The organism is Cobetia sp. Ld8, assembly GCF_045066615.1.
Lineage (GTDB): Bacteria > Pseudomonadota > Gammaproteobacteria > Pseudomonadales > Halomonadaceae > Cobetia > Cobetia amphilecti.
Genome location: NZ_JBISHF010000008.1, coordinates 948,119 through 967,424 on the forward strand (window position 1 = coordinate 948,119; position 19,306 = coordinate 967,424).

The 19,306-nt window shown below is 65.8% G+C and carries 13 protein-coding genes; 2 read left to right on the plus strand and 11 right to left on the minus strand.

From position 1 onward, the window contains the following. Positions 1 to 16 precede the first annotated feature (16 nt). From ACJJV2_RS14905 to ACJJV2_RS14915, 3 genes are all read right to left on the minus strand, one after another. A complete protein-coding gene (locus ACJJV2_RS14905; protein WP_043333148.1) occupies positions 17 to 256 on the minus strand; it encodes a hypothetical protein in 240 nt (79 codons plus the stop codon). Positions 257 to 517: 261 nt separating this feature from the next. Next, a complete protein-coding gene (locus ACJJV2_RS14910; protein WP_405281987.1) occupies positions 518 to 3,544 on the minus strand; it encodes a molybdopterin-dependent oxidoreductase in 3,027 nt (1,008 codons plus the stop codon). After that, the gene (locus ACJJV2_RS14915; RefSeq protein ID WP_405281988.1) at positions 3,541 to 5,304 is read right to left on the minus strand and encodes an NADH-ubiquinone oxidoreductase-F iron-sulfur binding region domain-containing protein; all 1,764 of its coding nucleotides are present in this window, start codon (positions 5,302 to 5,304) and stop codon (positions 3,541 to 3,543) included. The genes ACJJV2_RS14910 and ACJJV2_RS14915 overlap by 4 nt, the downstream gene beginning before the upstream one ends. 420 nt (positions 5,305 to 5,724) lie before the next feature. Here ACJJV2_RS14915 and ACJJV2_RS14920 point away from each other — a divergent pair, with 420 nt between their 5' ends. Next, the gene (locus ACJJV2_RS14920; RefSeq protein ID WP_043333742.1) at positions 5,725 to 7,314 is read left to right on the plus strand and encodes a BCCT family transporter; all 1,590 of its coding nucleotides are present in this window, start codon (positions 5,725 to 5,727) and stop codon (positions 7,312 to 7,314) included. Between the two features lie 153 nt (positions 7,315 to 7,467). On the opposite strand, the gene ACJJV2_RS14925 is transcribed toward ACJJV2_RS14920, so the two are convergent. Beyond that, complete coding sequence (locus ACJJV2_RS14925) at positions 7,468 to 7,860, minus strand: DUF4168 domain-containing protein (protein ID WP_043333741.1); 393 nt, start codon at positions 7,858 to 7,860, stop codon at positions 7,468 to 7,470. 669 nt (positions 7,861 to 8,529) lie between these two features. On the opposite strand from ACJJV2_RS14925, the gene ACJJV2_RS14930 reads away from it, so the two are divergent. After that, positions 8,530 to 9,165, plus strand: a complete 636-nt coding sequence (locus tag ACJJV2_RS14930; protein WP_347422024.1) for a DUF4174 domain-containing protein — start codon at positions 8,530 to 8,532, stop codon at positions 9,163 to 9,165. 137 nt (positions 9,166 to 9,302) lie between these two features. Here the strand turns inward: ACJJV2_RS14930 and ACJJV2_RS14935 are convergent, their stop codons facing one another. From ACJJV2_RS14935 to mtgA, 7 genes are all read right to left on the minus strand, one after another. Next, positions 9,303 to 10,229: an electron transfer flavoprotein subunit beta gene (locus ACJJV2_RS14935; protein WP_405281991.1), complete on the minus strand. Its 927-nt coding sequence runs from the start codon at positions 10,227 to 10,229 to the stop codon at positions 9,303 to 9,305. Positions 10,230 to 10,262: 33 nt separating this feature from the next. Continuing rightward, complete coding sequence (locus tag ACJJV2_RS14940; RefSeq protein ID WP_405281993.1) at positions 10,263 to 11,717, minus strand: electron transfer flavoprotein subunit alpha/FixB family protein; 1,455 nt, start codon at positions 11,715 to 11,717, stop codon at positions 10,263 to 10,265. Further along, complete coding sequence (locus ACJJV2_RS14945; protein WP_405281995.1) at positions 11,714 to 13,903, minus strand: (Fe-S)-binding protein; 2,190 nt, start codon at positions 13,901 to 13,903, stop codon at positions 11,714 to 11,716. The genes ACJJV2_RS14940 and ACJJV2_RS14945 overlap by 4 nt, the downstream gene beginning before the upstream one ends. A 156-nt stretch (positions 13,904 to 14,059) precedes the next feature. Continuing rightward, positions 14,060 to 16,138, minus strand: coding sequence for a dimethylglycine demethylation protein DgcA (gene dgcA / locus ACJJV2_RS14950; protein ID WP_043333738.1), 2,079 nt, complete (start codon positions 16,136 to 16,138; stop codon positions 14,060 to 14,062). Positions 16,139 to 16,410: 272 nt separating this feature from the next. Further along, the gene (locus ACJJV2_RS14955; RefSeq protein WP_107335564.1) at positions 16,411 to 16,947 is read right to left on the minus strand and encodes a DUF5943 domain-containing protein; all 537 of its coding nucleotides are present in this window, start codon (positions 16,945 to 16,947) and stop codon (positions 16,411 to 16,413) included. Positions 16,948 to 17,046: 99 nt separating this feature from the next. Further along, positions 17,047 to 18,057, minus strand: a complete 1,011-nt coding sequence (locus ACJJV2_RS14960) for a dipeptidase (RefSeq protein ID WP_107335565.1) — start codon at positions 18,055 to 18,057, stop codon at positions 17,047 to 17,049. A gap of 248 nt (positions 18,058 to 18,305) precedes the next feature. Next, positions 18,306 to 19,067 carry a monofunctional biosynthetic peptidoglycan transglycosylase gene (gene mtgA, locus ACJJV2_RS14965; RefSeq protein ID WP_405282242.1) on the minus strand — a complete coding sequence of 254 codons (762 nt, stop codon included), beginning with the start codon at positions 19,065 to 19,067 and terminating at the stop codon, positions 18,306 to 18,308. Between the last annotated feature and the right edge of the window lie 239 nt (positions 19,068 to 19,306).

The window sequence follows — 19,306 nt, forward strand, 5'->3', positions numbered from 1 at the left end:
TTCAGGAGTGTCGCGCCTAGCGCAGCCCCGGCAGCAGATACTTGTCCAGCGCCTGGCGCACCGACGGCAGCAGGATATCGGAGTGCATCACCAGCTCGCGCACCAGTTCCTGCAGGCCCGGCACGCCCACCTCGGCATGCTTTCTGAGTGCCATGCGCGCGCAGGTGTCCGCGCAGGCATGCTCGGAAATCTGCACGCCCAACGCCACCAGCCGCTCACGAAAGTCTTCGTGATCAATCAGCTCCACGATCATCATCGTCATTCTCCTTGCTCGCTGACGGCGGGCATTGTCATTGGTATTGACCCACTCTGTTCTGAGCATAGCCCTTGTGAGGATAGCCGAAATGCACGACGGGCTGTCTCCGACATTCTGGTCAGACCGGGGCGCCCTCTGCGTGCCTGCCCACGCCACTGGCGTAGGCATTTGCGTCAGGCGCGTCTGGCTCGGTTGCGGTCTATTGCCTCGATCTATCCGCTCGGTCCAGCCCGCTTGCCATGTCCACCTCACATGTCCGCTTCAGCTCTCCACACCCGCCTCGGCGGGTTCGGCTCTGGCCAGACGGCAGGCGGCGTACTTGAACTCGGGAATCTTGCCCACCGGGTCGAGCGCCGGATTGGTCAACAGATTGGCGGCGGCCTCGGCGTAGCAGAAGGGCACGAAGACCATGCCGGCCGGCGTCAGCGGATCGGCGCGGGTAGCGAGGGTGATCTGGCCACGTCGCGTGGTGATCGAGAGTGGCTCGCCCGGCGTGATGCCCAGGCGCTCCAGCTCCACCGGATTGAGCGTGGCCACGGCGGCCGGCTCGAGGTTGTCGAGCACCGCCGCGCGGCGCGTCATCGAGCCGGTATGCCAGTGCTCCAGCTGACGACCGGTGGTCAACACCGTCGGATAGTCGTCATCCAGCGTCTCATCCGGCGGCGTGGGCCAGGTCGGCACGAAGCGGGCACGACCACTGGCGCGCGGGAAGCCCTCGCCGAACACCACATCCTCGCCCTCCCCCCCCGGCGTCAGGCACGGGTAGGTCACCGAGTTCTCCGCGGACAGCCGCGCCCAGTCGATGTTGTCGAGGGAATCCATGCCCTCTTGCATCTCGGCGTAGATCTCCTCCGGCCCGGCGTAATCCCAGCCAAGCCCCATGCGCCGCGCCAGCTGCTGGGTGATCCACCAGTCCGGCTTCGCCTCGCCCGGGGCGCGCAGTGCCGCCCGCCCGCGCTGCACCTGCCGGTTGGTATTGGTGACGCTGCCGTCCTTCTCCGGCCAGGCGTACGAGGGCAGCACCACATCGGCGAACTGTGCCGTCTCGGTGACGAAGATGTCCTGCACCACCAGGTGTTTCAGATGCGCCAGCGCGCTGCGCGCATGTTCGAGATCCGGGTCCGACATCGCCGGGTTCTCGCCGAGAATGTACATGCCGCGGATCTGATCGGCGTGGATGGCGTGCATGATCTCCACTACCGTCAGGCCCGGCGTCGCCGAGAGCGGGGTCTGCCACAGCGCTTCCAGACGCTCGCGCGCCGCCGTGTCACCCACCGGCTGATAGTCGGGGAACACCATCGGAATCATCCCGGCATCCGAGGCGCCCTGAACGTTGTTCTGGCCGCGCAGCGGGTGCAGGCCGGTGCCTTCACGCCCGACATGACCACACACCAGCGCCAGCGCGATCAGACAGCGCGCATTGTCGGTGCCGTGGGTGTGCTGCGAGATGCCCATGCCCCAGAAGATCATCGCGCGCCTGGCGGTCGCGTACTCACGGGCCACGGCGCGAATCTCTTCTGCCGCCACGCCACACAGCGGCGACATCGCCTCCGGCGTCAGCGCCGCGACATGCTCCGCCAGCGCGGCGAAGTCCTCGGTGTGTGCCTCGATATAGGCCTGATTGGCCAGCCCCTCGGTGATGATGACGTTGAGCATGGCATTGAACAGCGCCACGTCCGCCCCCGGCGTGAACTGGATCGAGCGATGCGCCTGACGACGCAGCGCCAGCGCACGCGGGTCGATCACCACGATGCGTGTGCCACGCTTGGCGGCGCGCTTGAAGAAGGTCGCCGCCACCGGATGATTGACGCCCGGGTTGCAGCCGGTCAGCACGATCAGATCGGACTGCTCGGCCTGCATGAAGGAGGCGCTCACGCCGCCCGAGCCGACGCCTTCCATCAGCGCCGCCACCGAGCTTGCATGACACAGGCGCGTGCAGTGATCGACATGGTTGGAGCCGAAGCCGGTGCGCACCAGCTTCTGGAACAGCCACGCCTCCTCGTTGGTGCACTTGGCGCTGCCGAAGCCCGCCAGGCTGTCGGGGCCATGCGCGCGCTTGAGGCGCATGAGCCCCTCGGCCGCGACCTCGAGGGCCTCGTCCCAGCTGGCCTCACGGAAGTGGGTCAGCGGGTGGGCTGGGTCAAAGTTCGCATCCAGCCCCTTGGCCACACCGTCACGGCGAATCAGGGGGCGGATCAGACGCTCCGGATGGCGCGGATAATCGAAGCCGAAGCGTCCCTTCACGCATAACCGACCGTGGTTGGAGGGCCCATCGCGGCCACTGACCGCGATGATGTTGTCCAGCCGCGTATCCGCAACGCGCTGTCGGCGCTGATCAGTCTTATAGGAGCCGCCGTCCGCCATGCCCTGCTGGGCATCCGCCAGGGTCGCGACCGGCTGGCCCTCGACACTCAACGCCTCGCCGCTGCCACGGCTGACCTGATACTCCAGCTGACAGCCCACGCCGCAGTACGGGCAGATGGAGGCGACGCGCTCATCGACGGCGGCGCTGTCGCCGAAGCCCTGCTCATCCACCTGGGCGGCAGGCATCAGGGCGCCGGTCGGGCAGGCCTGCACGCACTCGCCACAGGCGACGCAGGTGCTGTCGCCCATCGGGTCCTCGAGATCGAACACGATGCGCGTATTGCTGCCGCGCCCCGCCAGCCCGATCACGTCATTGACCTGTACCTCGCGACAGGCGCGCACGCACAGGCCGCAGCTGATGCAGGCGTCATGATTGACCGCCATCGCGGTATGGGAGTGATCGAGAGCGCTGGCCTGCGTCGGCAACCACTCCTCCACCGTATCCCCCAGCCACTCGCGGACCGTCTCGCGGGCGCCGCCCAGGGTCTCGCGAGCGTGCCCGACATCCACCGCCAGCAGCTCGGCCATCGCCATGAAGTGGCTGCTGACATCGGGGTTGTGCGCCTCGGCGGGCATGTCGGCGGCGAGCAGCTCCACCACCATCGCGCGCGCCTCGCCGGCACGCCGTGAGCTGGCACTGCGCACCACCATGCCCGCCCGCGCCTCGCGGATGCAGCTGGCAGCAAGGGTGCGCTCGCCGTCGATCTCGACCATACAGGCGCGACAGTTGCCATCGCCGCGATAATCCGGCGCTTCGCTGTAGCAGAGGTGGGGAATCGTCTCGCCGGCACGCTTGACGATCTTCCACAGCGTCTCGCCGGGATAGGCCGTCACCTCGGCACCATCCAGCGTGATGGTGAAGCCATCCTCGCGCAGCGGCTGATCATCCGAGGACGAGTTGCCCAACCCTGTCAGCGCATTCATGCCTCACCTCCCGTGGCGTCAGCCGCATGGCTCGTGGCGATCAAGCGCACCCCGCTGCTGGCGAGGGTCTCCCGGAAGTCCTTGAGCAGGCCGAGCACCGGATTGGGCGCGGCCTGGCCAAGCCCACAGATCGAGGCGTCCATCATCACCTGCGACAAGCGCGTCAGCAGCGTCTCATCCCACTCATCGCCGCTGAGCGCCGCCAGCATCTGACGCGTGCCGACACGACACGGCGTGCACTGGCCGCAGGACTCGTCCATGAAGAAGCTCATCAGATTGCGCGCCACCGCCGCCAGGTCGTCCTTATCCGACAGCACCACCACCGCGGCCGAGCCGATGAAGCAGCCGTGGGCCTGCAGGGTGTCAAAATCCAGCGGCAGGTCCGCCTTGCTGGCCGGCAGAATGCCGCCGGAGGCGCCGCCGGGCAGATAGGCACGCAGACGATGGCCGTCGGCCATGCCGCCGCCGTATTCCTCGACCAGCTCGCTGAGCGTGATGCCGGCCGGCGCCAGATACATGCCCGGGCGTCTGACGCGCCCGGAGAGCGAGAAGCTGCGCAGCCCCTGACGTCCCTGACGCCCGGCCGCGACGTAGTGGTCATGGCCTTCGCGATGGAGCCGCGCGATCCAATAGACCGTCTCGACGTTGTTGACCAGGGTCGGGCGACCGAACAAGCCACATTGCGCCACAAAGGGCGGACGCTGACGCGGCTTGCCGGGCTTGCCTTCCAGCGACTCGATCAGCGCCGATTCCTCGCCACAGATATAGGCGCCGGCGCCACGCCGCAGCTGGATATAGCCCGGCGCGACGAGGCCTGCGGCTTCCAGCTCCGCGATGCACTCGCGCAGCACGGCATTCAGGGTCGGGTACTCGTCGCGCAGATAGAGGTAGAGCGCCTCGGCCTCGATGGCATGCGCACTGGCCAGCGCGCCCTCGAGGAAGGTGTGCGGCTCACGCTCCAGATAGCAGCGGTCCTTGAAGGTGCCGGGTTCGCCTTCATCGGCGTTGATCACGCAATAGCGCGGCCCCGCCTCGGCGCGCACGAAGCCCCACTTGCGAAACGTCGGGAAGCCCGCCCCGCCCAGGCCCCGCAGTCCGGCCTGCTCGATCATCTGCGCCAGGTCCTCGATGCTGACCTCACCGCCATCCAGCGCGGCGAGCAGCCCATAGCCGCCACTGGCGCGATATTCCGCCAGCCGCGGATAGTCGAGACTCGCAGCCGGCGCCGCATGCACATAGCCTTCGGCAATCGCCGCCGTGATGCCTTCCACGCTGGCATGGCCGAGATGGTAATGCCCGACCTCCGCCACCGGCGCACTGTCGCAGCGCCCCATGCAGGGCGCACGCAGCACGCGCACCTGTTCGGGGTCCAGCCCCGAGGCGAGGCCGGCGCGCAAGGCCTCGGAGCCGGCCAGCTGACAGGACAGCGAATCACAGACGCGCACGGTCAGCGCCGCGGGCGGCGTCTCGCCATCGCGAACCACGGTGAAATGGGCATAGAAGGTGGCTGTCTCGTAGACCTCGGCCATCGGCAGGCGCATCCACTCGGCCAGCGCACGCAGATGGGCCAGCGTCAGATAGCCGACCTCATCATTGAGCACATGCAGATATTCGAGCAGAAGGTCACGCTGCGCCGGGGCATCGCCCAGCAGGCGCTGTACCTCGGCCCAGGCCTCGGCATCCAGCGGACGGCCGCGCAACTGGCTGCGCGAACGGCGGCGAGCGACAGGTGTCGGCTCGGTCAGGGTCTCAGGCGTCATGGCGGCACCACGGTGTTGTTATTGGGCAGGAGCAGGCAAGTACTGGCGTATCGCGCGAGGAGTGAAGTCTCGGGCGCGAAAGTGGTGCGCGGTCAGGGAGTACGCACCACTTTCCTTCACTGTAGATCGCAATCTACAAAGCGGGCACACCTGCGACAACCGCTCTGAGCGCTGAATCGCCCCCTGTGTCAGTCACGCATATGCCGGCGTCGTATCCAGCTAACTCGCTCTCGCCCAGCCCTCACACAATCACGAGGGCCGGTGGCGACCTGTCCCGCAGTCAGACTCGCCACCGCGCTCCGGATTGCCATTCCCCCCCCTTCTCACATCGCAGCCCCGGGAGACACCCACGACAACACCTCGCTCCACGCCAGCTGCCCTGCCCGGCTGGCGACACCAATAACAACATGAGGTCACCAAATGTCATCGAATCCGTATGACACGGACTACGAGATCGGCCAGGACAATGTCCAGGTAATGGGTCTCGATGTTCACAACCCCGTCTTCGCGATCAGCGCCGTGCTGATCGTCAGCTTCATCCTGTTTGCCATCCTCTTCCCAGCGGGCGCGGAAAGTGCCCTGGGCGGCGCCAAGGCCTGGTCCATCGCACATGGCGACTGGCTGTTCATGCTGGCCGGCAACCTCTTCGTGCTGTTCTGCCTGCTGCTGATCGTGCACCCGGTGGGCAAGCTGCGCCTGGGCGGCCAGAAGGCAAAGCCCGAGTTCTCGACACGCTCCTGGTTCGCGATGCTGTTCGCCGCTGGCATGGGCATCGGGTTGATGTTCTGGAGCGTCGCCGAACCGGTGGCCTACTACACCGACTGGTACGGCACGCCACTGAACGCACCCGCCGGGACGCCGGAAGGAGCACGCGCCGCGCTGGGCGCCACCATGTATCACTGGGGCCTGCATCCCTGGGCCATCTACGCCGTGGTCGGGCTGTCGCTGGCCTTCTTCACCTACAACAAGGGCCTGCCGCTGACCATCCGCTCGGCGTTCTACCCGATACTCGGTGAGCGCACCTGGGGCTGGATGGGGCATATCGTCGATATCCTCGCCGTGCTGGCTACCATCTTCGGTCTGGCGACTTCGCTGGGGCTGGGCTCCGCTCAGGCAGCATCGGGGCTGGACTACCTGTTCGGCGTCGGCGATGGCCTGCCGACTCAGATCGCGATCATCATCCTGGTGACGCTGGTGGCCATCTACTCGGTCAGTCGCGGCCTGGATGGCGGCGTGAAGCTGCTTTCCAACATCAACATGATCATCGCCGCTGTCCTGATCATCTTCATCCTCATCTTCGGGCCGACACTCGCCATTCTCATGGGCCTGGGCACCACCACCCTCAGCTATGTGGAATATCTGCTGCCGCTGTCCAACTGGATCGGCCGCCCCGATGAAAGCTGGTTCCATGGCTGGACCGTCTTCTACTGGGCGTGGTGGATTTCCTGGTCACCGTTCGTCGGCATGTTCATCGCACGTGTCTCGCGCGGCCGCACCGTACGCGAATTCGTCACCGCCGTGCTGCTGGTGCCGACACTCGTCACCATCGTGTGGATGTCAGTCTTCGGCGGTACCGCACTGGAACAGGCCATCAATGGCGTAGGCGCGCTGGCCAATGGCATCGATTCCGTGTCGCTGGCCATGTTCCAGATGCTCGACAACCTGCCGCTGTCCGGTGTGGCGTCCTTCATCGCCATCCTGTTGGTACTGGTGTTCTTCGTGACCTCCTCGGATTCCGGTTCGCTGGTGATCGATTCGATCACCGCCGGCGGCAAGGTGGATGCACCGATCAGCCAGCGCATGTTCTGGGCAGCGATGGAAGGCCTGATCGCCGGTGCCCTGCTCTATGGCGGCGGAAGCGCTGCGCTGGGCTCGCTGCAGGCGGGTGCCATCGCCACGGGGCTGCCGTTCACGCTGGTACTGCTGGTGATGTGCTATTCGCTGTTCCGTGGCCTGATGCAGGAAAAGAAGGCACAGGACATGCTCATTCGTCCGGTCGCCGGCGCCTGACATGCGGCGCTGACCAAAGCTTTACTGACCGAAGCTTTACTGACCAAGGCGATACTGACTGACAGGCCGCAAGACATGGGCACAAAAAAACGCCGCCCCCGGCAACCGGGGGCGGCGTTTTCATTGGATGACCCGAACGTCATCCAGGCGAGATCAGGAGTTTTCCTGCGCCAGCTTCTGCACCTTCTTCATCAGGTCCGGGTCGTTCTGGACCGCTTGACCGATGGAGTTGAAGGTAGCGACTTCCAGACCGGAGTCTTCGACAGCGCTGACCATCTCGTCGTTGGCTTCCTGACGCACGCTCTGCTTGGCAGTCTCGTCGTCGGCTTTCTGCAGCTTGCCGGCGAATTCCTGAGAGATGCGTGCGATGTCCTGAGAGGCCGCAGCGAACTGTTCCAGCTGAGCGTCAGTGAAATCGCCAGCCTGAGCCTGTGCCGCCTGGGCAGTAGACTGACCCTGGGCCGGTGCGTCAGCAGCGAACGCCGGTGCCGACATCATGCCCGCGGAAATCAGGGCAGCCGTCATGTATGCAGTCATCCGTTTCATTGCAGCCTCCAGCAGTGATCAATAAGTGTTTGCCCTAACTCAGACGGGTCTGACGACAGGATGTTCATTTTTTCATGCAACTCTTTGAAAACATCCTGTATCGCCAGAGTTACATGAGTCGCAGATCAGCAACGTAAAAACCGCGGGGCCGCGCATGGCGGGCGTCATGACGGCTGGACGCGCATACAGCTTGCACCACGATCGTGAAAATATCTGCAGCAAGCCGCGTGAAGTCTGCCCACCACCCACTCGACCCGCCCTCGATACAGACATGCCTCTGCGCTCGCTACGCGCTCTAGACAGGCATGCCACCTGTTGCCGCCGCTATCGATATGTCGCCATTGGCCTTTTCACAGGCTGAATGAGGGCGGCATGTCGTGAAGTACCACATAAATCGCGCGCCAACGGGCAGCAAACTCTCGGCGACTGTCTTAGTCTTGAAGGAGAGGCTGTCATCCGGGGTGTGCCACTCTCCTGTGCAACCTGCTTCTGCAGCCCAGGCTGGCTAGCCCAGCTCATAACATTCGTTGCCGGAGGACTGCCATGTCCACGCACATACCATCCACGCAGAGACTGTCCAAGCAGAAACTGTCCTCGCAGGTACTGTCCACATACGTACCGCCCGCGCTACCTCGACGGCTCTCGCATCACAGGCTGACGCCGGGCCTGATGAGCCTCTTGTTGCTGGCCCTGCTGCCGGCCCTGCTGCTGAGCTCGCCGGTGCATGCCATCAGCCTGCTGGATTCGGACGCCGACCTGAACGCGCCCGCCGAGACATCCACAGGCGCGCCGCCGCCCCCGACCTCGCCGGACACCGCGGAGACCACCATGACCGCCGCCAATGTCGACCCCGCCGCCAACCCGCTTTTGGGCGAGACCTGGAACCGACGCTCGCTGGTGCTGATCGCGCCGGATGAGCAGGACCGGGATCTCGAGCGTCAGCGCGAGGAACTGCGCGCCACGCGTGGCGAGATGCAGCAACGCGACATGACGCTCTATACGCTGATGGGCACGCGCGGCATCCACGATGGCGTGCCGATGAGCTTCGAGGAGGTGCGTGCCCTGCGCGATGCCATGCAATTGCGCGAGGGCGCGCCCTTCACCGTCATCCTGATGGGCAAGGACGGCGGCAAGAAGATGCAGCAGGAAGGCTTCGTCTCCCCCGACCAGATCTATCAGGTGATCGACAACATGCCGATGCGCCAGCGCGAAGCCAGTCAGGCAGCGCGCAAGGCTCCCCAGGGCACCGACGAACACACCTCGCCCGAACCCTTGAACGATGAGGACTGGCAGTGGGAGGAGTAACCTTTCTGTAAGGAGCGACCTTCTGTGAGGAGCGACCTTCTGTAAGGAGCGACCTTCTGTGAGAAACGACCTTCTGTGATGCATGAAAAAGCCCCTGTCAGCTCGGCTGACAGGGGCTTTTTACCGTCTGCGTGACTTCAGCGCAGCACGCCTTCCTCACGCAGCAGCTTGAGGATTTCCGCCGCGCCCTCCTCGGCGCTCACGCCTTCCAGCCGCTTGCCACCACCCCCTTCGGCCTTGGCGGCCGCGGCCTTGAAGCGGTCCCGCGCGCTGGTCGCCTTGATGCGCTTCAAGCGCTTGGGGCGCTTGCGAGCCGGGGCCACGCCGAAGGCCTCGGCCTGCGCATCACGGACAAGCTCGCCGCTGGCCAGTGAGGAAAGCTCACCGCGGCGCGCCTGCGCGAAGGCCGACTGACGCGCCGCCGGCGCCGCGGAGTCGACACTGACAAGCGCCGGCAGCTTCACGCGCAACCGTCGCCGCTGGCCACGTGGCAGCGCCTGCAAGGCGGTGAGATGCGCGCCATCGCAGCTCTCGATCGCGACGATACCCTCCACCAGCGGCCAGCCGAGACTCTCCGCCAGCAGATGCGGCAACAGACCACTGCCCTCACCGGTCTCGCCCTGGCCGCCACACACCACCAACTGCGGGGCCGCCTGCTTGAGGCGCGTGACCAGCAGCGGCCAGACATCGATGACCGGCTGATCAGCAGCCTTGAGCGAATCAGCAGCCTTGAGCGACGAATCGACAGCCTTGAGCGGGTCAGCGCCAGGAGCATCCGGCGTTACCAGCGTCAACGACTCCAGCCCCATGCCCAGATAACCGCGCAGCGCTTGGTCCTGCTCGCTGCCGGGCGCGATCTCGCTGCCAGTGGCGTGCCAGGCGCTGAGGCTTACGGCACCGGGTGCCGACTGACGCTCCAGCGCCAGACACAGCTCCAGGGCGCGGGCGTCCTGCTCGGCGCGCCGCAGACGCCCCGACACCGGATGCTGTCCCAGCGACACCAGACTCACGACCTCAAGCGGCGCCGAGGCCTGCTGTGCATCGGACGAACGATCTGCCTTCATATCCTTCTCCTTTCCCCTGTCGCAGGCGCGAGTTCAGGCCGCGTCGGCGGCAAGCGTGGCGGATGACGCACTGGATGACGCCGAGGCCGCGGCAGGCACCTGACCCGCCGACGAGGTATCACCGCCGGCACCGCGTTCGGCCTCGAGCTGATGACAGAGGCTGGCGAGAATCGCCCCGGCGTCACCGATCACCGAAAGATCGGCACGCTTGACCATGTCACAGCCACCATCGGTGTTGATCGCCACCACCTTGTCGCAGCGCTGGATGCCCTGCAGATGCTGGATGGCCCCCGAGATGCCCACCGCGACATAGACCCGCGCCGTCACCCAGGTACCGGTAGCACCGACCTGGCGGGCACGCGGCATGAAGCCGTCATCCACCGCCACCCGCGAGGCGCCTTCGGTGGCCCCCAGCAGGCTGGCGGCGCGGTGGAAGCCATCCCAATCGCGGATGCCGTTGCCCGCCGAGAGAATGAATTCGGCCTCGCCCAGCGCGATCGCGGAGGGATCGACGGCCACCGGACCAAGGTCTTCGATCACGTCTGGCACGGCGTGCGCGGCACTGGCCGCCTCCCACTCGAGCGGCAGCGCGGCGTGGCGCACATCTTCCACCGGCTCGGCGCATTCCGCCTCGCACAGCACGATACGGGTCAGCGGGCGAGTCAGGTCCTGCTGACCATTGCCGCTGCGCCCGGTGACGCTCACCTCGGCAAGCTCGCCACGCCCGATGGCGGCAAGCTCGCCGTCGAGCTGATAGGCATTGCCGCTGGGCCGCGCCAGCGCATCGCCCTGGCACAGCAGGCGCGCACCGAGACGTCGGCCGCGTTCGCCACCGCCAGTGCGGGATTCCGGCAGCAACCACAGCCGTGGTGCCAGCTTGCCATCGATGGCCTCAAGCTCCGCCAGCTGAGCCAGCGGCGCATAACCATCGTGGAGGGTATCGGCAAAGTGCAGCCAGCGATCGGCACCCGCCGCGCCGAGTCCGACACTGTCGGCGGCGTCACCATCCTCACGCAGCGTGCCGAAGGTGACGGCCAGCACCGCGCCCTGATGGGCGGGGTCGGCATCGGCGATCTGACGCGCCAGCCCCAGTACATCGCGGTCGTGACTCGAGAGTCGCCCACCGGTCATGTCCGGCACCACCGCGATCAGGAAGGCGGGTGATGCGATCTCGACCAGCGGCAGTACGCGCGCCTTGGCCACGACCGCGGGCTGGCCAGCACCCGCCGCGGCAGGCCCGGAGCGGCCACTGCGGTCGATGCGCTTGCGACCATTGGCGGCGATGAAGTGGCCGACATGCGGGTCGCGACGCATCACGCCCTGCGGGCCCATCCAGCGTTCCTGAGGGGCTGCCGCGCCGCGGCCCAGCGCCTGCAGCGCGATGAGATGCTGCGGGTGCAGGCGATTGCGTGCCTGCTGCTCCAGGCGCGGGTCACGGCGTGGCAGTGACTCACGCTCGATTGCGTGTGGATCGACGGGAATCGTCATGCCGCCACCTCCGCGTCAGTGGGCTGCGTGGTCGACGCCGCCAAGCCTTGCGTGGACGCTTCCAGTACCAGCGCCCGCGCCATCAGTTCCGCCAGATCCAGCACCTGGGGTTCGGCTTCACCGGCCGGAGCCACCACGCCTTCCAGCATCGCGGTGCACTGCGGGCAGCCGACCGCCACCACCTCGGCGCCGGTCTCGCGCACATCGCCCATGCGCATGTCGGGGATACGCTGCTTGCCGGGGATGTCCGTCACCGGCGCGCCACCACCGCCGCCACAGCAGCGTGAGCGGAAACCGGAGCGCTGCATCTCGCGCACTTCCAGCCCCAGCGCCGCCAGCAAGCTACGCGGCGCCTCGAATTCACCGTTGTAGCGACCCAGATAGCAGGGGTCGTGCCAGGTGACCGCGCCGAGCGTCGCCAGCCTGGTGGCATCGAGGCTCAGACGACCCGCCGCCAGCAGCTCGTTCATGTAGCTGGTGTGGTGGTTGACGAGGTAGTCGCCACCGAAGGCGGCATATTCACGTCCCAGCACATGGAAGCTGTGCGGATCGCAGGTGATGATGCGCGCGAAGCGATACTTCGACAGGGTGGCGATATTGCGGGTGGCCAGCGACTGGAAGGTCGCCTCATCCCCCAGACGGCGCGCCACGTCGCCACTGTCACGCTCTTCCGCACCGAGGATGGCGAAATCGACCCCGGCGGCGCGCAGCACCTGCACGAAGGCACGCAGCGTGCGCTGGTTGCGCATGTCGAAGGCGCCATCGCCCAGCCACAGCAGCGCTTCCACCGGACGCGGATCACGCGCTGCCTCGCGGGCGGCCTGCAGCTCGGCGATGCGCGGCAGGTCGAGATCCGCCGCCCAATGCAGACGCGCTTCGAGCGCGAAGCCGCCCGGGTTGTCGGTGGCGATCAGGTTGTCGAGCACCTCGACACCCTTGCCCGGCGTCGCGCCCTGCTCCAGCGTCATGTGACGGCGCATGTCGACGATGGCATCGACGTGCTCGATCATCATCGGGCACTCCTCGACGCAGGCGCGACAGGTGGTGCAGGCCCACAGGGTTTCCGGCTCGACCAGTACCTTGAACTCGTGGATCAGCTTGTCGCCATCTGTCGCCTCACCCGCAGCACCCGGTGCCGCCTTGATCTGGATCGGCCCAGAGGCAACGGTCTGAGCTGCTGGGCGAGCATGCGGAGAGGCCCCGACGATGGCCTGCTGCGGGCCGCCGCCATGCTGGCCGGGCGCGCGCCTTGGCTCATCGCCCGGATAGGGCGAGCCGGCGTAGGCGGTATCGCTGCCACCGGCCATGCCCACCACCATGTCCTGGATCAGCTTCTTGGGATTGAGCGGTTGACCGGCCGCGAACGCCGGGCACACCGCTTCACAGCGCCCGCACTGCACGCAGGCATCGAAGCCCAGCAGCTGACGCCAGTTGAAATCGGACGGCTTGCCGACACCCAGCGGTGCCTCGGGGTTGGTCAGGTCCAGCGGCAGCAGCGCGCTGTCGCGGATGCCGGCACTGTCACGGGTGCTGAAACGTGCCGGACGCCGATGGAAGGCCAGATGCAGCGCACCGGCGAAGGCATGCTTCATCGGCCCGGTGATGCGCGAGCCGCCGCCGGTCATGCCGACGATCATCTCGAGCAACCCCCAGGCGATGCCCGCTACCAGCACCAGCCCGAGGATACCGCCGGAGATCATGCCGCCGACGCCTTCCGGCAGCACCAGTGACAGACTCATCACGAACAGGCTGGCGGAGAACACCAGCAGGCTCTTGGGCAGACGCATCCACGGGCCACGCGACAGGCGCGCCGGCGGGTCGAGGCGACGACGACGCACGAACAGCGCGCCACCGAACATCGCGCCACTGGCCAGCAGCAGCAAGACGCCCAGCCAGGCGGAGTCGATGCCGAAGCCGTAGACCACCACCATCAGCAGCGCCGCGGCCACGAAGCCGCCCCCGGTGGCGACGTGGGTGTTGGCCATGTAGCGGTCCCGCGCGACCACGTGGTGCAGGTCCACCCCGTAGCGGCGCGGCACCTTGGCAAGGCTCGCGATCAGCTCTCCCATGCTCATGGACGTGGCGTCCGCCCGCCCCTGGCGCCACAGGCCGATGCGCTTGACCGCGCCGATGGCAGCCAGCGCCAGCGCGGTGAAGATCAATACCGACAAGATCGTGTCATTCATGCTGCTCACCCTCTTTCCTCAAGCCCGCTCAGTCTCTCTTTCAGACCCGGTCAGTCTCTCTTTCAGACCCGCTCAGCCGCTTTCTTCAAGCCCGCTGTCGACCGGACGACTGCCGAGCCGGCGGCATAGGCGCGGCCGGCTCGGCAGATCACGTCATCAGAAGTCCTTGCACAGACGCAGGGCGTCATAGATGGCGGCGTGGGTGTTGCGCGGTGCGTTGCAGTCACCGAGGCGGAACAGCAGGTAATCATTGCCCTCGGTGGCCTGGCTCAGGCACGGCTGCGGCTTGATGGCGTAGAGCGACTCGACGTCGATCTGGCCCTTGTTGAGCGAGCCGTCCTTGAAGGCGTAGTAGAGCGCCTCATCCGGACGCACGCCGTTCTCGACCACGATCTGATCGACGACGCGCTCTTCCAGCGTGCCGGTGTATTCGTTCTCGAGCACCGCCACCAGCCCCTCGCCCTCGCGATAGACCTCATGCAGCACCATGTCGGAGGTCATCACGACTTCCTTGGCATACAGGCTGCGGTAGTAGGTCGGGAAGGTGGTGCCGCCGACCGCCGCACCGGGCTTGATGTCGTCGGTGACGATCTCGACCCTGGCGCCCTTGTCCGCCAGATAGTCGGCCACCGAGACCCCGGAGAATTCGCAGATGCTGTCGTAGATCAGCACGTTGCTACCCGGCGCGACGCGCCCGTCCAGCACGTCCCATGAAGAGACGATCAGGCTCTTGGCCGGGTCTTCGTCATAGCCCCAGGACGCGAACTGGTCCATGAACGGACGACCGCCCACCGCGAGGATCACCACATCGCCGCGCAGGTCACGGATGGTAGCCTCATCGGCCCGCGTGCCCAGGCGCAGGTCAACCTTCAGGCGCGCCAGTTCCAGCTGATACCAGCGCGTGATGCCGGCGATCTGATCGCGCTGCGGCGCCTTGGCCGCGATGGTGATCTGGCCGCCCAGCTCGTCACGGGCCTCGAACAGCGTCACGTCGTGGCCGCGTTCGGCGCACACGCGGGCTGCCTCCATGCCGGCCGGACCACCGCCGACGATGACAACCTTGCGCACCGGGCCGCTGGTCTTCTCGATCTGATGCGGCAGGCCCATGTATTCGCGCGAGGTGGCGGCATTCTGGATGCACAGCACGTCGAGGCCCTGATACTGGCGGTCGATGCAGTAGTTGGCGCCGACGCACTGCTTGATCTGGTCGAGCTGGCCCATCTTGATCTTGGCGATGATGTGCGGATCGGCGATGTGGGCGCGGGTCATGCCGACCATGTCGACATAGCCGCCTTCCAGGATACGCTCGGCCTGGTTGGGGTCCTTGATGTTCTGGGCGTGGATCACCGGAATCGAGACGACTTCCTTGATGCCGGAGGCCAGGTGCAGGAAGGGTTCCGGCGGGTAGGACATGTTGGGAATGACGTTGGCGAGGCTGTTGTGGGTATCACAGCCGGAGCCGATCACGCCGAAGAAGTCGAGCAGACCGGTGGCGTCGTAATAGGCCGCGATCTGCTTCATGTCGTCGTGGGACAGGCCATCGGGATGGAATTCATCGCCACAGATGCGCATGCCGACCACGAAGTCGTCGCCGACCTCGGCGCGCACCGCCTTGAGCACCTCGAGACCGAACTTCATGCGACCCTCGAAGCTGCCGCCCCACTCATCGGTGCGCTTGTTGACGCGCGGGCTCCAGAACTGGTCGATCAGGTGCTGGTGCACGGCGGACAGCTCGACGCCGTCCAGGCCGCCTTCCTTGGCACGCCGCGCCGCCTGGGCGAAATCGGCGATGATGCGCTGGATCTCCTCCACCTCGATGGTCTTGCAGGTCGAGCGGTGCACCGGCTCGCGGATGCCGGACGGTGACATCAGCGAGGTCCAGTCGAAGCCGTCCCAGCGCGAGCGACGGCCCATGTGGGTGATCTGGATCATGATCTTGCCGCCATGCTTGTGCACGGCATCGGCCAGATTCTGGAAATGCGGAATGATGCGGTCGGTCGACAGATTGACGGAGCTCCACCAGCCCTGCGGGCTGTCGATGGAGACCACCGAGGAGCCACCACAGATGCACAGGCCACACCCGCCCTTGGCCTTCTCTTCGTAGTAGCGCACGTAGCGCTCGGTGGTCATGCCGCCATCGGTGGCATACACCTCGGCGTGGGCGGTACTGACGACGCGGTTGCGGATGGTCAGCTTGCCGATCTCGATCGGCTGGAAGAGTGCGTCGAATGCCATGGTGAGAGCTCCTCGCCGGGGAGAGCGCCGCCTCGTCACGCTGGCCTGGCCTGCCCGCCGCCACGAGTCGTTGCTGGTGGCGGCGGGGTCGGCGTCAGGCGTCTTGCATGTCAGGAAAGGCGGCGCTCAGGCGTTGCGTTGTCGTTGTTGTGGGTGGTGAGTGTCGTGACAGAGAGATGAACGGGCAGCCGGCTTGTGCTGTTGCCTTTTGCCTGGGCCGGGTCTGGGCCTTGACCCGAGCCATGGAATAGAGAGTGGCGGATCCGAAAACGTCACACTGTTCCGGGAGCGACCTCGAAATACCCCACGTCACAGCCTTCCTCACCGCCGCTCTGGGTCTGGACGGCGACGGTGCGCAGCTCGCTGCCACGCGCAGCCAGAATCTGGTCCATCGCGCCGGCGAACCAGCCGGTGAACATGTACTCGAGCCTGGTGCCGGTCTTGCCCTGCTGATAGACGAAGCAGGAGTGTTCCAGGCGCACCTTGCAGGTACCGCGCTCCAGATCGATCTCCTCGGTGATGAACAGACCCCAGCCGCGCTGCGACAGGCGCTTCATGTAGTGCTCGAAGACTTCCACGCCGACCAGGCCGTGCAGCTCGGCTTCCTTCTCGCACCAGTGCCAGGCGCTCTTGTAGCCGGCGTGATAGAGAATCTCGGCGTATTTCTCCACGCCCAGCGCCTCTTCCACCGCGACATGGTTGTTGATGAAGAAGTGGCGCGGCACGTACAGCATCGGCAGCGCATCGGACGTCCAGACGCCAGTCTCGCTATCCACTTCGATCGGCAGTTCAGGGGCCATCTTGCTCATGTCGGTGTCCTCCAAAGGGGGCTTGAGGGAATTGCAAAAGAGAGATCAGGAAAGAAAGATCAAGTAAGAGCGATCAAGAAAAGGCGCGGGCAGACAGACTCAGCCGCCCCAGACGTTTTCCAGCGTGCGCAGCCAGTTCTCGCCCATGATCTTGCGCACCTGATGCTCGCTCATGCCGCGACGCAGCAGCGCCTCGGTCAGATTGGGGAACTCGCCGATGGTGCGGATGCCTTCCGGATTGACGATCTTGCCGAAGTTGGTGAGACGACGGGCGTAGCCCTTGTCGTGGGTCAACCACTCGAAGAAGTCCTGGCCGTGACCCTGGGTGAAGTCGGTGCCGATGCCGATGGCATCCTCGCCGACCAGGTTCATCACGTATTCGATGGCCTCGACGTAGTCGTCGACGGTGGCGTTGACGCCGGCCTTGAGGAAGGGGGTGAACATGGTGACGCCGACGAAACCGCCGTGTTCGGCGATGAAGCGCAGCTCGGCATCGGACTTGTTGCGCGGGTGGTCCTTGAGACCGGCCGGCGCGCAGTGGGAATAGCAGACAGGTACCCTGGATTCGAGGATGACTTCCTCGGAGGTCTTCGAGCCGACGTGGGAGAGATCACACATCACTCCGACGCGGTTCATCTCGGCGACCATCTCGCGGCCGAAGCCAGACAGGCCGCCGTCGCGCTCGTAGCAGCCGGTGCCGACCAGATTCTGGGTGTTGTAGCACATCTGCACGATGCCCACGCCGAGTTGCTTGAAGACGTCGACATAGCCGATCTGGTCTTCATAGGCGTTGGCATTCTGGAAGCCGTAGATGATGCCGGTCTTGCCGGCGGCCTTGGCGGCGCGGATGTCGGCGGCCGTGCGCGCCACGCAGACCAGATCACTGCTCTCGGCGATCAGCTGGTTGCTCTTGACGATGTTGTTGACGGTCGCCTGGAAGCCTTCCCAGACCGAGACAGTGCAGTTGGCAGCGGTCAGACCGCCCTTGCGCATGTCCTCGAACAGCTCGCGCTGCCACTTGGCGATCACCAGACCATCGATGACGATGCTGTCATCGTGCAGGGCGCGGGCCGCATCGGACCCACCGAAGGAGGAGGAGAATTCGGACATCATGTCGCTCCGGCGCTGGGCAGGCGGCTCTGGAAGTCAGGTCACTGCCCGTACCCGGCGGACAGGGCCTGCCGGAACACGATCTCCAGCAGGCTGTGCCAGCATAGTCCTGCCCTCTTTCCCCTCTGACGCCAGATGCGACCCGTGGCTATCGAATCGCGTCAGGGCTGTCGTTTCTGAAACGACGACGCCCCGACTCGAGTGAGCCGGGGCGTCGTGGGACAGCCGATGGTGTAGCGACAAGCCGGTCAATGCGCGGGGGACAGCTCCTTGAGCGAAGGCAGCAGGTCCCAGCTCAGCCAGCCACGCGGCTGTTCCAGACGCTTCAAGTAGCCCATGCCGAGATTGTTCATCTGACGGCGCGTCCAGCTGGCGCGACGCTGGATATAGGCCGAGGGCTTGCCGGCATTGAAGCGGATCGGGTTGGGCAATACCGCCGCCAGCAGACTGGCCTGATAGGCGGAAAGGCTGGCGGCATCGGTATTGAAGTGATGCTCGGCCGCGGCCTCGACGCCGAAGACCCCCGGCCCCCATTCGGCGACGTTCAGGTAGACCTCGAGAATGCGCTCCTTGGGCCAGATCATCTCGATCAGGATGGTGAACCAGACCTCCAGCCCCTTGCGCACCCAGCTGCGCCCGTTCCACAGGAAGACATTCTTGGCGGTCTGCTGGCTGATGGTACTGGCGCCACGCAGACGCTCACCGGCCAGCCGTGCATCGATGGCCTTGACGATCTGATCGACATCGAAGCCGTAGTGATCGGGGAATTTCTGGTCTTCCGAGGCGATCACCGCCAGACGGGCATGGTTGGAAATCTGCTCCATCAGCACCCAGTCATGCTGCAGCGCCATCGGCTCGCCGGTGACCAGGCCATAGCCCCACTTCTCCAGCATCACCATCGACACCGGCAACGGCACGAAGCGCAGCAATACCACCAGGCCGATGCAGGCCACCATCCAGCAGGCGACGACCTTGAATGCCCACACCGCCAGCCAGCGCAGGCGCTCCATCGGGCGCATGCCGGCACGCGGCGCCGGGCGGCGTGTCGCCCCGCGCCGAGCACCCGCCACACGCTCCGTGCCTTCCTGCCTGCGTTGCTGTCCTCGTGCCATCCCTTGCCGTCCCCTGTCGTGCGTGTCGTGGCTCGCCGCCGAGCCATTGTCGTGTCAGCCACTGCTTCCTGGTGCCTTCGAGTGTACCAGAGCGTGCCGGTGGCTCCTGTGAAAACGACAACGCCCCTGCCGGAGCG

Bases quoted from the DNA above. Each gene is read 5' to 3' on its own strand.
- ACJJV2_RS14905 (WP_043333148.1), bottom strand. From the start codon at position 256: ATGATGATCGTGGAGCTGATTGATCACGAAGACTTTCGTGAGCGGCTG.
- ACJJV2_RS14915 (WP_405281988.1), bottom strand. From the start codon at position 5,304: ATGACGCCTGAGACCCTGACCGAGCCGACACCTGTCGCTCGCCGCCGT.
- ACJJV2_RS14935 (WP_405281991.1), bottom strand. From the start codon at position 10,229: ATGAAGGCAGATCGTTCGTCCGATGCACAGCAGGCCTCGGCGCCGCTT.
- ACJJV2_RS14920 (WP_043333742.1), top strand. From the start codon at position 5,725: ATGTCATCGAATCCGTATGACACGGACTACGAGATCGGCCAGGACAAT.
- dgcA (WP_043333738.1), bottom strand. From the start codon at position 16,138: ATGGCATTCGACGCACTCTTCCAGCCGATCGAGATCGGCAAGCTGACC.
- mtgA (WP_405282242.1), bottom strand. From the start codon at position 19,067: ATGGAGCGCCTGCGCTGGCTGGCGGTGTGGGCATTCAAGGTCGTCGCC.
- ACJJV2_RS14910 (WP_405281987.1), bottom strand. From the start codon at position 3,544: ATGAATGCGCTGACAGGGTTGGGCAACTCGTCCTCGGATGATCAGCCG.
- ACJJV2_RS14955 (WP_107335564.1), bottom strand. From the start codon at position 16,947: ATGAGCAAGATGGCCCCTGAACTGCCGATCGAAGTGGATAGCGAGACT.
- ACJJV2_RS14940 (WP_405281993.1), bottom strand. From the start codon at position 11,717: ATGACGATTCCCGTCGATCCACACGCAATCGAGCGTGAGTCACTGCCA.
- ACJJV2_RS14945 (WP_405281995.1), bottom strand. From the start codon at position 13,903: ATGAATGACACGATCTTGTCGGTATTGATCTTCACCGCGCTGGCGCTG.
- ACJJV2_RS14930 (WP_347422024.1), top strand. From the start codon at position 8,530: ATGAGCCTCTTGTTGCTGGCCCTGCTGCCGGCCCTGCTGCTGAGCTCG.
- ACJJV2_RS14925 (WP_043333741.1), bottom strand. From the start codon at position 7,860: ATGAAACGGATGACTGCATACATGACGGCTGCCCTGATTTCCGCGGGC.
- ACJJV2_RS14960 (WP_107335565.1), bottom strand. From the start codon at position 18,057: ATGTCCGAATTCTCCTCCTCCTTCGGTGGGTCCGATGCGGCCCGCGCC.